Annotated in this window: 15 protein-coding genes; 2 read left to right on the forward strand and 13 right to left on the reverse strand. The window is 44.0% G+C overall.

The features are described from left to right. Nucleotides 1–52: 52 nt before the first annotated feature. The 6 genes from SORDD25_RS05575 to SORDD25_RS05600 form a co-directional block, all read right to left on the reverse strand. Nucleotides 53–1,090: a SepM family pheromone-processing serine protease gene (locus SORDD25_RS05575; RefSeq protein ID WP_061852935.1), complete on the reverse strand. Its 1,038-nt coding sequence runs from the start codon at nt 1,088–1,090 to the stop codon at nt 53–55. Next, complete coding sequence (gene coaD / locus SORDD25_RS05580; RefSeq protein WP_061852936.1) at nt 1,074–1,562, reverse strand: pantetheine-phosphate adenylyltransferase; 489 nt, start codon at nt 1,560–1,562, stop codon at nt 1,074–1,076. The genes SORDD25_RS05575 and coaD overlap by 17 nt, the downstream gene beginning before the upstream one ends. Then, complete coding sequence (gene rsmD / locus SORDD25_RS05585; RefSeq protein ID WP_061852937.1) at nt 1,552–2,091, reverse strand: 16S rRNA (guanine(966)-N(2))-methyltransferase RsmD; 540 nt, start codon at nt 2,089–2,091, stop codon at nt 1,552–1,554. The genes coaD and rsmD overlap by 11 nt, the downstream gene beginning before the upstream one ends. A 64-nt stretch (nt 2,092–2,155) precedes the next feature. Further along, nucleotides 2,156–3,148 (reverse strand): aspartate--ammonia ligase, encoded by a 993-nt coding sequence (gene asnA / locus SORDD25_RS05590; protein ID WP_061852938.1) that lies wholly within the window; start codon nt 3,146–3,148, stop codon nt 2,156–2,158. Between the two features lie 109 nt (nt 3,149–3,257). Then, nucleotides 3,258–3,941 (reverse strand): Bax inhibitor-1/YccA family protein, encoded by a 684-nt coding sequence (locus SORDD25_RS05595; protein WP_061852939.1) that lies wholly within the window; start codon nt 3,939–3,941, stop codon nt 3,258–3,260. Between the two features lie 54 nt (nt 3,942–3,995). Then, nucleotides 3,996–4,736: a TrmH family RNA methyltransferase gene (locus tag SORDD25_RS05600; RefSeq protein WP_061852940.1), complete on the reverse strand. Its 741-nt coding sequence runs from the start codon at nt 4,734–4,736 to the stop codon at nt 3,996–3,998. Between the two features lie 33 nt (nt 4,737–4,769). On the opposite strand from SORDD25_RS05600, the gene SORDD25_RS05605 reads away from it, so the two are divergent. Together SORDD25_RS05605 and yidC are read left to right on the forward strand one after the other, a co-directional pair. Beyond that, entirely contained in the window at nt 4,770–5,048 is a 279-nt protein-coding gene (locus SORDD25_RS05605) for an acylphosphatase (RefSeq protein WP_001174620.1), read from the forward strand. A 77-nt stretch (nt 5,049–5,125) separates the two neighbouring features. Next, entirely contained in the window at nt 5,126–6,055 is a 930-nt protein-coding gene (gene yidC, locus SORDD25_RS05610; protein WP_061852989.1) for a membrane protein insertase YidC, read from the forward strand. A 70-nt stretch (nt 6,056–6,125) separates the two neighbouring features. Here the strand turns inward: yidC and pflA are convergent, their stop codons facing one another. From pflA to rpe, 7 genes are all read right to left on the reverse strand, one after another. Then, nucleotides 6,126–6,920 (reverse strand): pyruvate formate-lyase-activating protein, encoded by a 795-nt coding sequence (pflA, locus tag SORDD25_RS05615; RefSeq protein ID WP_001288281.1) that lies wholly within the window; start codon nt 6,918–6,920, stop codon nt 6,126–6,128. Nucleotides 6,921–7,041: 121 nt separating this feature from the next. Next, nucleotides 7,042–8,298: a diaminopimelate decarboxylase gene (locus SORDD25_RS05620; RefSeq protein ID WP_061852941.1), complete on the reverse strand. Its 1,257-nt coding sequence runs from the start codon at nt 8,296–8,298 to the stop codon at nt 7,042–7,044. A 66-nt stretch (nt 8,299–8,364) separates the two neighbouring features. Then, complete coding sequence (gene purR, locus SORDD25_RS05625) at nt 8,365–9,192, reverse strand: pur operon repressor (protein ID WP_002874197.1); 828 nt, start codon at nt 9,190–9,192, stop codon at nt 8,365–8,367. Nucleotides 9,193–9,296: 104 nt separating this feature from the next. After that, nucleotides 9,297–10,238, reverse strand: a complete 942-nt coding sequence (locus SORDD25_RS05630; RefSeq protein ID WP_061852942.1) for a 3'-5' exoribonuclease YhaM family protein — start codon at nt 10,236–10,238, stop codon at nt 9,297–9,299. Continuing rightward, nucleotides 10,228–11,484, reverse strand: a complete 1,257-nt coding sequence (locus SORDD25_RS05635; protein WP_061590035.1) for a DNA recombination protein RmuC — start codon at nt 11,482–11,484, stop codon at nt 10,228–10,230. Before SORDD25_RS05635 ends, SORDD25_RS05630 begins: the two co-directional genes overlap by 11 nt. A gap of 1 nt (nt 11,485) precedes the next feature. Continuing rightward, nucleotides 11,486–12,148: a thiamine diphosphokinase gene (locus SORDD25_RS05640; RefSeq protein WP_061852943.1), complete on the reverse strand. Its 663-nt coding sequence runs from the start codon at nt 12,146–12,148 to the stop codon at nt 11,486–11,488. After that, entirely contained in the window at nt 12,111–12,767 is a 657-nt protein-coding gene (rpe, locus tag SORDD25_RS05645) for a ribulose-phosphate 3-epimerase (protein WP_061852944.1), read from the reverse strand. The genes SORDD25_RS05640 and rpe overlap by 38 nt, the downstream gene beginning before the upstream one ends. Nucleotides 12,768–12,769 lie beyond the last annotated feature (2 nt).

Below are 12,769 nucleotides of genomic sequence, written 5' to 3' on the forward strand. Positions count from 1 at the left end.
ACTATTATACCATCTTATCCGCTTGCGCGCTAGTTTTCAATTTTTCTACGAATTAGGGATTGTTTTTAAGGTAATCAATTGCATCCTGCAAGGTTTTAACGGGAACGATTTTCATCTCTGTTTTGATCGTTTTGGCAGCTTCTAGGGCTGTTTCATAGTTGCTTTTCGCATTGGGATCTGCTTTTTTTGCTTCCTCGGTGACTGGATTGTCAGGAGCAAAAAAGATGTTGGCTCCCTGACGAGAGGCTGCAACCACTTTTTTGTCAATTCCACCGATATCGCCAACATTTCCATCGCGATCAATAGTTCCCGTTCCCGCAACGATGCGGCCATTACGAAGTCCTGGATCTGCTATCTGGGTGTAAATAGCGAGACTAAACATGAGACCGGCACTTGGACCGCCGATACCAGCTGTGGAGAAGCGAATGGGAACATCACTGGTCACTTCCGTACGGTCAATCAAGCCAATCCCAATCCCGTTTTTTCCGTTTTCGAGAGTGATAATTTTACCTTCAGCAGTCTTAACTCTTCCGTCTTCTTCATAGGTCACCTTGACCGTGTCCCCTAATTGTTGAGAATTGACATAGTCGACCAAGTCTTTTGAACTGTCAAAGGTCTTATCATTAACAGCCGTCACTGTATCTGCAATGTTCAGAATGCCCTTAAAAGTCGAATTATCCGTCACAGTTAAGACATAAACTCCCAAGTACTTGAGTTCGATATCCTTACCAGCCGTCTTCAGTCCTTGATACTTAGCCATATTTTGCGATGTCTGCATATAGAACTGATTGATCCGCATAAACTCGGCATCTGTGGATCCACCTGTCGTTTCCTTGGCACTTCGAATATCTGTAAAAGGAGTTAACCAAGCATAGACGAGATGGGACAAGGTTGCGTGTCGAATGCCGACTGTTACAAACTGGTAAGCTCCTGCTTCTGTGTCTTCTGTTTCATTGACTTTCAAAACGCGACGAATATCTTCCGCTCCACCTGGAACTTCTATGTAGTAAGGTAAAGGTACTACAAAGGCTAAAAAAGTCAATACTAGTGCTAGGATGACATATAAGGGCCATCTAGTTTTTTTCTTCATGTTCTAATTCCTCCACAACACTGTTTGGGACATACTCTTGAATCTCCTGACCAAACTTCAGAAGTTCTCTCATGGCTGAAGAGCTAATATAAAGATGCTCTGGGCGACTATATAGGTAAATGGTTTCGATTTCTGGAGCCAGTTGATGATTGTAGTAGTCAAAACTAGACTCGTATTGCAAGTCGGTGGCATTCCGCAAGCCACGGACAAGGGTCTTAGCACTCAGTCTTCTTGCAACATCGACGACTAGTTGGTCATGAGAAGCCAGCACCTCTACATTATCTAAATGCGCCACCGCTTTTTCGACTGCCCGTTTGCGGTTTTCAACGGGGAGAAAACCTTGTTTGTGGGGATTGTAGAACACCCCGACATAGAGCTTATCAAAGAGTTTGCTGGCACGTTCAATGATATCCAGATGTCCATTTGTCATCGGATCAAATGAACCTGTAAATAATCCAATTTTATCTGACATAGACTGTCACCTTACTAATCCCATATATTTTTTCCTTCCAGATGCCTAAGCAGGCGATTTCTTCTGGAAGTTCTACAGATTTATCGGTTTCACAGACAACCATGACCTCTTCGGAGAAAAGGTTTCTTTCTGCCATTTTCTCGATATCTGCAACGATTTGCTCCTTGGCATAGGGAGGGTCTAAAAAGACCAGGTCAAAGGGACCATTCACTTGCTCCAAGGCCCGTTCAGCCTCCATCTTTAAGAGTTGAAATTTGGAAACTTCCTTGGTCATTTGGATATTTTCAACGATGATACCTTGTGCCTTTCGATCCCGCTCCACTAAGACAGCATGGGACATCCCACGCGAGACTGCCTCGATGGATAAACCACCACTGCCAGCATAGAGATCCAAGACACGACCACCCTCAAAATAGGGACCTATCATGTTAAAGATAGCTCCACGCACCTTATCTGATGTCGGCCTCGTCGTCTTGCCTTCTAGCGTCTTGAGGGGACGCCCTCCGTAGATTCCTGATACGATTTTCATACCGTTTATTATACCAAATTATGGGAAAAAAGAGAAAGAAAACCGAACCTTGCGGTTCGATTCTCTACAAAATATTTTCGTACGTATCGCGGACTTCTTGAGGCCAGACACTGGTCTGGACCTCTCCGATGTGTTTCTTACGAAGAAGGAACATGGCCATCCGAGACTGTCCGATACCCCCACCGATTGTCAGTGGGAAAAGGCCGTTAAGCAGGGCTTTATGCCATTCCAATTCTAGACGATCTTCGTCTCCCGTAAGAGCCACTTGGCGACGGAGGGTATCCTCATCTACCCGAATCCCCATTGATGAAAGTTCAAAGGCACAACCAAGAGATTCGTTCCAAACGAGAATATCCCCATTCAACCCCTTGTAGCCATTTTCAGACTCTGTTGTCCAGTCATCGTAGTCAGGTGCACGGCCGTCATGAGGTTTTCCGTCAGGCAACTCGCCACCAATACCAATCAAGAAGACTGCACCAAACTCTTTACAGATCGCATTTTCACGCTCTTTCGGTGTTAGATCTGGATAGCGTTCCACCAACTCTTCTGTATGGATAAAGGTGATTTGTTTTGGCAAGATGGATTCGATATCATAGCGGGCTTCTACGGCTAGCTCTGTCAGACGAATAGCCTTGTAAATCTTCTCAACAGTTTCTTTGAGATAGGCGATATTGCGTTGACCATTTGGGATAACCTTCTCCCAGTCCCACTGGTCGACATAAACTGAGTGGGTCGCATCTAGCGAATCTTCATCTGGGCGCAGAGCCTTCATGTGGACAAACAAGCCTTCCCCATCACCGAAACCAAAACGAGCCAAGGTGTGGCGTTTCCATTTGGCAAGTGAGTGAACGACCTCATAGGTTTCATCTGGAATCTGCAAAACCTTGACGGATACTGGATTTTCGACACCTGACAGGTTGTCCTGCATCCCATCCCCGACCTTACTCAAGATAGGTCCCTGAACTTCAACGACTTCTAGTTTATCTTTCAAATACTGGGTAAAAGTGTTCTTCACAAAGGAAATTTCTTCTTGTTGATGAATAAAACTTTTCTTCATAAACAGCTCCTCAAAAATTAGTTAAAAGCATTATACACCTATTTCCAAGAAAAGAAAAGAGTAAATAAGAAAAAGTCAGTGCTCTTTTGAACACTGACTCTGTCATTCATTAATCGTTTCGACCAAAGATTCGTAGGATGCTAAGGAAGAGGTTGATAAAGTCTAGATAGATGCTGAGCGCCATTGAGATGACCCATCCTGTCGCTACTTGCCCTCGTGACTGCTCATAAACATATCGAATCTTTTGGTTGTCCCAAGCAATCAAACCTGAGAAAACCAAGACCATGGCAATACTAATCATGTAGTCAAAGAAACTATTGGCTATAAAGAGGTTGACGACCATGGCAATAATTAACCCGACAAGCGCAGCCATCAGAGCTCGACCCATTCCACTCAAATCTTTCTTGGTGAAAATTCCGATTGCCGCCATGACAAAGAAGAGAAGGGCACTGGATACAAAGGCTGATAAGACGGTCCCTGGTGTATAAAAGGCTACGACAAAGCTAAGGGTGAAGCCATTCAGTAGGGAGTATACTAGAAATACCGGCAGAGCTGCTGGGCTATTTTTTGCAGTCATGCTACTTGCAACAAAGACTAGAGCAAGTTCTGCAAAAGTTGCAATCATCAACCAGAGACGGCCATGCATTAAAAAGTAGACCAATTGGGACTGAAAGACCGTCAACATCAAAGCTGACACGAGAGCCGATAGACCAATCCCAAGTCCCACAAAGGCGTAAACCTTGGCGTAAAATTGATTGAGACCTGAACGTTCTTGAATAATCGTTTGATTCATTCTGATTCTCCTTTTTCTATAAATATGTCTTGATTATAACAAAGATTTTATAAATTAGCTGAAATAAAACATCAAAATGCCTGCTGCAACTGCCACGTTGAGGCTTTCTGCTCGACCTTTCATGCCTATATGAACCAGCTGATCAGCACTCTCAGCCATGACAGAACTAATCCCCTGCCCTTCATTTCCCATGACTAAAACAAAGTTCTCTAGTGAAGAAAGCTCACGATAATCCTTTGAATCTCTCGATAAGGTCGTTGCTAGAATGGGCAAATTGCTCTTCTTTGCCTCTTCTACAAAGCTGGTAAGAGGCATACGATAGATAGGCAAGTGAAAATGACTTCCTTGCATGGAACGTAGGGTCTTGAGACTGTAGATATCCGCTGACTTGTCTGAAACAATAACCCCTGTAAAACCTGCCGCATCCGCCGTCCGAATCATGGTACCCACATTACCAGGATCTTGAACATCCTCTAAAAATAGATACTTGCCCTGACGAAAATCAGGCAGTCCCACTTCTTCTTTTTGAATCACTGCAACAATCCCTTGAGGAGTTTGCGTATCTGCCAAATCTAGCAAAATCTCCTCTGAAACCCAGACAGTTTGAGGAAAGGCAGCTAGCTGATCTCGGTAACTTTCCAGAGCAAAAATCTTCTCAATCCTCACTCCAGCTTGAACAGCTTCTTCAAACAAGTGCCAACCTTCAATCAAATAAGCAGACTTTCGATATTTTTTTTGATGCAATTTCTTGGCATTTTTTACCACTGAATTGGCTTTTGAGGTTATAATAGTCATAGAAATATTATAACACAATCAAAGGGGTTTAGTATGCAAAAGGTTAGAATGATTGCCCAAGGCAGGGTGCAGGGTGTTGGTTTTCGCTGGGGTGTTTATACTTTAGCTCTTGAAATCGGTGGCATCACTGGTCGTGTCTGGAATAACGACGATGGCACAGTGGAAATTCTCGCTCAGGCAGACTCCTCTGCCACTATGGCAAAATTTATCCAAGAGATCCGAAAAGGTCCGACACCTTTTTCAAAAGTTACCTATCTAGATGTACAAATGAGCAACTTTTCATCCTATTCGGACTTCAAAGTCGCAAATTAGGTCTCTAGAACTATTGTATATTTTACAAAAAAACAGTAGAATAGAAAGGTATAATTTTTAAAGAAGGAATGAATACATTGAAATCTATTAAACGTTTTGCCCTCTCTGCTATGGGAGTGGCTATGCTACTCGTCTTGTCAGGCTGTGTCCAAGTAGACAAAGCAACAGGTAAGCCAATTGGTCCCGTTTGGGATTTCTTGGGTGCTCCGATGGGAGAAGCTATCAAGTACTTCGCTACTGATAAAGGTCTAGGCTTCGGGGTCGCTATCATTATCGTAACCATTATCGTGCGCTTGATTATCTTGCCACTTGGTATCTACCAATCATGGAAGGCGACACTTCACTCTGAAAAGATGAACGCCCTCAAACACGTACTCGAACCACACCAAACACGTCTCAAAGAGGCAACAACTCAAGAAGAAAAACTAGAAGCGCAACAAGCTCTCTGGGATACTCAGAAAGAACACGGTATCAGCATGTTTGGTGGTGTAGGATGTTTCCCTATCCTCATTCAAATGCCTTTCTTCTCTGCTATCTACTTTGCAGCCCAGCTCACTGAAGGGGTAGCTAGCTCTACCTTCTTGGGTATCGATCTTGGTTCACCAAGTATGATCCTCGTAGCCTTTGCTGGTGTCCTCTACTACCTCCAATCACTCCTCTCACTTCATGGAGTAGAAGATGAAATGCAAAGAGAACAGCTCAAGAAAATGATTTACATGAGCCCACTTATGATTGTCGTCTTCTCCTTCTTCTCACCAGCCAGTGTGACGCTTTACTGGGTTGTCGGTGGTTTCATGATGATTCTCCAACAGTTCATCGTTAACTATGTTGTTCGTCCAAAACTCCGTCAAAAAGTACGTGAAGAATTTGCTAAAAATCCACCAAAAGCAAGCTCATTTTCAACTGGAGGCGGACGCAAAGATGTCACTCCAAACCAAGCAACTGCGATCATGACTAACAAGAAACATAAAAAACGCAATGCTGGTAAACAACATTCTAGAAAATAAGAAAAAAGCTTAGCTGAAAGGCTAAGTCTTTTTTTATCACAAAAGCCCGATGTCTCCATCAGGCTTCTTTTTATCCATGAACACGTTTCATGTAGTCTTGGTAGCTTTCTGTATCCATCAATTCCTTGGCATTCTTGACACGGTCTGCTGTTGGAGGTTTGACCCCTTCGAGCGAATAAGGAATCCCAAGTTCACGCCACTTGAATTCTCCCATCGTATGATAAGGTAGGATTTCAAACTTGTCAACGTTTTTGAGGGTTTTAACGAATTTACCAAGTTCAATCAAATCTTCATCACGGTCTGTCAATCCTGGTACGAGAACGTGGCGAATCCAAACAGGTTTCCCAATATCTGATAGGTACTGGGCACAGGCCAAGATGTTTTTATTGGTTTGACTTGTGACAATCTTGTGCTGTTCTTCGTTGATTTCCTTGATATCCAAGAGAACCAAGTCTGTCACCGCCATGAGTTTATTAAATTTTTCGAGATAACGTGGTTTATTACGGAACGGAAGGGCACAGGTATCCAAGGTACAGTGGATTCCTTTTTCCTTGGCCTTGGTAAAGAGGGCAATTAGGAAATCAATCTGTAAGAGGGCTTCTCCACCACTAACAGTGATTCCTCCCTTGTCTCCCCAGAAACCACGGTAGCGAAGAGCTTCTGTCAAGACATCGTCTACTGTCCGTTCGCGTGATTTATTGGTCTCCATAGCCCATGTATCGGGGTTATGACAGTACTGGCAACGCATGTGACAGCCCTGCAAAAAGACAATGAAACGAATCCCAGGGCCATCTACCGCCCCAAAACTCTCTGTCGAATGCACCATTCCTGTCACTTGTCCATAGTCAATTGTTTCTTCAGACATATCGTCACCTTCCTTGAAACCGTTTTATAGTTTTATTATATCACGAGTAAGGTGAAAAACAAGGTTTTTTTGTCTATTTTTTAGAAAGCAATCTGTTTTTCACTTTCATTTTCAATTTCTTTTACTGATCCGATTCAAAATCAAAACCATACAAGGTCGCGAAATAGTCCTCAGGGCGCTCTGCACGGCGGATTTTACGGGCTTTCCCTTCTTCGGTATAGAGGATTTCTGCCGAGCGTAGTTTGGCATTGTACTGGTAACCCATGGAGAATCCATGTGCACCTGTATCATGAATCACTAGCAAATCACCGATTTCTGTATAAGGTAGTTCGCGGTTCACTGCAAATTTATCATTGTTTTCACAGAGTGAACCGACCACGTCTACCACCTCAACAGCTCCGTCTGGATGGGTCAGATTGGTGATATGGTGGTAGGCTCCATACATGGCTGGGCGCATGAGGTTGACTGCTGAAGCATCCACACCTAGATAGGTACGGTAGGTTTTTTTCTTATGAGTGACTCTTGTGACCAAAGCTCCGTGAGGGGCTAACATAAAGCGGCCCAATTCGGTGAAAATTTTAACCTGACCAAGACCTGCTGGCGTAAGGACTTCATCATAAACCTTACGAACTCCCTCACCAATCACAGCAATGTCATTTGGCTCCTGGTCTGGACGATAGTTGACACCAATACCGCCGGAAAGATTGATAAAGTCTAGCGAAATACCCAACTTTTCCTTGATCTCAACAGCCAATTCAAAAAGCTGACGCGCCAACTCTGGGTAGTAGAGATGGGTCACGGTATTGGATGCTAGGAAGGAGTGAATCCCAAAAGTCTTGGCCCCTTTTTCCTTCAAGATGGCAAAGGCTTCAAAAAGCTGGTCCTTGGTCATCCCAAACTTGGCTTCTCCAGGATTGTCCATGATGTCTGTTCCCAGTTCAAAAACACCGCCAGGATTGTAACGACAAGAGATGATTTCTGGAATGCCTGCTGCACGCTCTAGATGTTCAATATCTTCAAAGGCATCCAAGTTAATGGTCGCACCCAATTCACGCGCATAGGCGTACTCTTGGTCTGGCGTGTTGTTAGAAGAGAACATAATCTCAGAACCGGGGAAATTCAGTTTGTGGCTCATCAAGAGCTCCACGTAACTAGAACAGTCCACACCACAACCTTCCTCTTGGAGGATTTTCAAGATGGCTGGGGTTGGAGTAGCCTTAACTGCAAAATATTCCTTAAAGCCCTTGTTCCAGGAAAAGGCCTGGTTGACCGCTTTTGCTTTTTCACGAATCCCCTTCTCGTCATACAAGTGGAAGGGAGTCGGGAACTCTGCAACAATTGTTTCTAAATCTTCACGGCTGATAAATGGTGTTTTCATAAGCATCCTTCTATTCTGTTTGCAAAGAAAGGCTGGGACAATCGTTCCAACCTTTAGTTCTATCTCTTATTTGTCTTCGTCAAAGATATTGCCAATCTCAACATCGATGGATTGGTTCTTAACATCAATATTGGTAACCTTCAAGAGTGACTTGTAATCGAACTGCTTTTCACGTTCTTCTTGGGCATTGTCTGCAAAGACTGCAACACCAGCCAGTTCAGAGTCAAACTCACGCAAGAGACTAATCATCCCGTTGACCGTTCCGCCGCCTTTCAAGAAGTCATCCACGATCAAGACACGACTGCCTGCCTTGAGGCTACGTTTTGAAAGGAACATTTTCTCAATACGGTCACCGCTGGAACCTGAAACATAGTTGACGCTGACCGTTGAACCTTCGGTAATTTTCAAGTCACGACGCACAATGACAAATGGAACATTGAGGACATTGGCAACTGCATTTGCGAGTGGCACACCTTTAGTCGCTACTGTCATAACGGCATCGATTTTTTGGTCCATAAAGCTCTTGGCAATGATGCGCCCAATATTTTTCAAAATGGCAGGTGTACTGAGCAAATCAGACAGGTAGATGTAGCCACCTGGCAAAATACGGTCGCTTTCTGAAAGTTTGTCACGCAAGTCTGCGATCATTTCTTTGGCTTCATGACTCGAGATTGATGGTGTAAAGATAACGCCACCACCTGCTCCAGTCACAGTCTGAATATGGCCGATTTCAATTTCCTCAAAGGCACGCTTGATAATCACGATGTCCTCTGAAATCGATGATTTAGCAGATTCGTACTTTTCTGCAAAGGTGTTGAGACTGGTTAGTTTGTATGGATTATTAATCAAATAGTTGGAAATGACAACCATCCGATCACTTCTTCTTAATTTCATTTTTATTTACCATTCCATTTAATTTTGATATTTTATCCATTATACCACATTCACATAAAAAAACGAACATTATTGCGTAAAAAATGCTCGTTTTTCTTAAATTATTAATCTAAATCTGGTTTATAGAAGGAACGATTGTCCATAGCAAAGATTTTATTGGTCATCTCTCCTTTGTCCACCAAAGCAAGAGCTGTTGTCATCATCATCATGCTGGCATCGAGATTGTCAATCATATGGATAATCTCTGCCTCCATGATGCGTGGACGGACTGGACTTCCATACTCAAGCAAGCCGTGGTGACTGAGGATGACGTGGCGGAGCAAAACGACTTCTTCCTTGGTATCATCGATACCGAGTTCCATAACTGTCTTGGTAATTTCGCTATCAATCAGAGCAATATGTCCAAGAAGATTACCTCGCACTGTGTACTCGGTCTGGTCTGGTCCCGTCAACTCGATGACCTTAGCCAAGTCATGCAGCATAATCCCCGCATAGAGCAGGCTCTTATTGAGCTGAGGATAAACTTCGCTAATAGCATCTGCCAAACGCACCATGGTCGCCGTATGATAAGCCAAACCCGTTTCAAAGGCATGGTGATTAGTCTTGGCAGCTGGATAGGAGTAAAATTCCTTATCATACTTGGTGTAGAGCTTTCGGACAATCCGTTGCCAAACAGGATTTTCAATTTTAAAAATCATTTGCGACATATAGTCACGGATTTCCTTGACATCAACTGGTGACTTGACCTTGAAATCAGCTGGGTCATTGGGTTCACCAGGTTGAGGCAGGCGAAGGGTAATTTGATTGACTTGAGGGGTGTTGTTATAAACTTCTCGGCGTCCTTTCATGTGGACAACCTTACCTGCGGTAAAGGCCTCAACGTTATGAGGTTGAGCATCCCAGAGTTTCCCTTCAATCTCGCCACTATCATCTTGGAAGGTAAAGGCTAGGTAGTTTTTCCCAGCTCGAGTTTGCCTCAGGTCAGCTGACTTGATTAGGTAAAAGCCTTCAAACAGCTCATCTTTTTTCATGTGACTAATCTTCATATTCTTCCTCATTTTCTTGGAAATGGAGTAGATCAAGCGCAGGCTCACCTTCTGATAACTCAATGTGACGGAGCGTCCGCTCGATAGCTGTGGTACGACGGTTTAATAATTCATCAATATTGCCAGAGGCATGTTGGAGGTGTTTTTGTGCCTTAACCAGAATGCCACCAAACTTGCCAAACTCAGTCTTAACGCTAGCAAGGGTCTTACTGATATGGTCGGCACTCTTTTGGATATTGAGAGTCTTGAAGCCAACTGATAGGGAGTTTAGTAGAGCTGACAGGGTACTTGGTCCTGCAACGATAATCTGCTCTTCCCGTCTCAAATCATCAAAGAAGACCGGATTGCGGACGATCTCTGAATAAAGACCTTCTGTCGGAACAAACAAAACTCCAAAATTGGTTGTCCGAGGCGGTGCTATGTACTTGCTCTTGATATCCTTGGCAAATCGTTTGACGCTTGCTAGGAGCGACTTACGACAGCGTTCAATCTCATCCTTGTCACCTGCTTCATAGGCTTCTTCTAGACGGTAATAATCTGCCAGTGGAAACTTGGAGTCAATCGGTAAGTAAACATATTCCTGGTCACCCTGTCCAGGCAACTTAATGGCATACTCCACTCGTTCACTGGAGTTTTCAACCGTTGCATATTCTCGTTCGTACTGGGCAGGGGTCATGATGTCTTCGATGATTTGCCCCAGTTGTAATTCGCCCAGAATTCCTCGCGTCTTGGTTCCAGAGAGAACCTTGTTAAGTGCACCAACATCACGGGCAACTGTCTGCATTTCTCCAAGACCACGATTGACAGACTCCAGTTGTTTGGAAACTGTCTCAAAGGAAGCCTGCAATCGTGTCTGCAATGTCTTTTCTAGTTTTTCTTCGACCGTCTGGCGCATTTGTTCCAAACGTTGCTCATTTGATTCCTGCAAGGCTTGAAGACGTTGGTCGGTCTTATCTCTAGTTTGCAAGAGATTATCTGTCATTTCTTGACGGACCTGAGTCAGACCTTGGTGCAACTCCATTCGCACTTCTTGCAAACGGTCACTGACAGCCACTTCCAAATCTTTTTGATCTAACTGGCTGGCTTGCCTGGCTTGTTCAAAGCGATAATCCAACTGATCTGACAAGTGATCTGCCTGATCCTCCAAGCTCTTACTTAGATGTTTTTCCTGCTTATCCTGCCTTTGCCAAATGAGAAAGAGGCCAGCTAGGTTGGCAATCAATAATAGAACAAGTAAACTTTCCATCCTACCTCCTGTCCTTGCTATGCAGCACGACCACATAACCATCTGGGCAAGTCACCGAAACTTCCCTATCTATATATTCGTTAGAAGCGTACACTTTTTTAAAGAAAAAATTCTCCTCTGTCAATTCGTACTTGGTACCAAGAATAGTCAGCTGGCTATCCCGAACTGGCATAAAGGCTAGATAATCGTAGTCTGAACGGGGCTGTAACTGACTGATCCCTTCTGGACAATAGGCAATCAAGTTTTGTCCATCCTCAATCGCTATCTGGCGCATATAGGGTGCTAATTTGGGATTGCTAGGCAGAAAGACATTGGCTAGCATATGGTCTATGCGACCACCAAGAGCACCGAAAATAGTGACCTGAGCTTGAGGATTTTGTTCAAAGATGGTCAAGAGAGCCAATTCCAAATCGGTGTCATCCTTTTCTGGCTGAGCTTGTACAAAGCGCAGGGCTCGTTTTTGAATCAACTGACGTTCGTCTGCAGTTACCGAATCAAAATCTCCAACTGCTAGAGCAAGAGGCAAATTTTCTTCCAAGACCCAGAGCGAGCCGCGATCCACACCGACAAAGCAATCAAAATTTGTCCGATAATGACCGCGATCTCCGCCTGCAAAAACGGCAACCCTAGTCCAATTGTTTTCTGAGAGTTTGCACTCGTTCATTGACATCTCCCTTAAAGACATAGGATCCTGCTACAAAAACGGTCGCTCCAGCTTTTTTAGCCTGAGAAATGGTCTGGTCATCAATCCCACCATCGACCTCAATTTCAAAGTTCAAACCTTTTTCCTCACGAAGGGCAACTAACTCACTAATCTTATCCATGGTTTCAGGCAGAAAGGCTTGACCACCGAAGCCAGGATTAACCGTCATGACCAAGACTTGATCAACTAGGTGAAGTACGTGTTTGATAGCTTCAACCGGAGTACCAGGATTGACAACGACCGAAGGTTTGACCCCTAGAGAACGAATTTTTTGGAGGGCACCATGAATATGAGGCGTTGCTTCTACATGAATACTGATGATGTCTGCACCTGCACGCGCAAAGTCTTCTAAATGATGTTCAGGATTTGCTACCATCAAGTGGCAGTCAAAAACCATCTTGCTATGAGGGCGAAGAGCCTCGACCACACCTGCACCAAAACTGATTTGTGGCACAAAATGACCATCCATGATATCGATATGGGCATACTCTGCCCCAGTTGCTTCTAGGCGCTTGATTTCACGTTCAAAGTTGGCATAATCTGCTGCCAGAATTGACGGAGCAATCTTGTATTGAGACATAG

The sequence above is a fragment of the Streptococcus oralis genome, assembly GCF_001579525.1.
Taxonomy (GTDB): Bacteria; Bacillota; Bacilli; order Lactobacillales; family Streptococcaceae; genus Streptococcus; species Streptococcus oralis_M.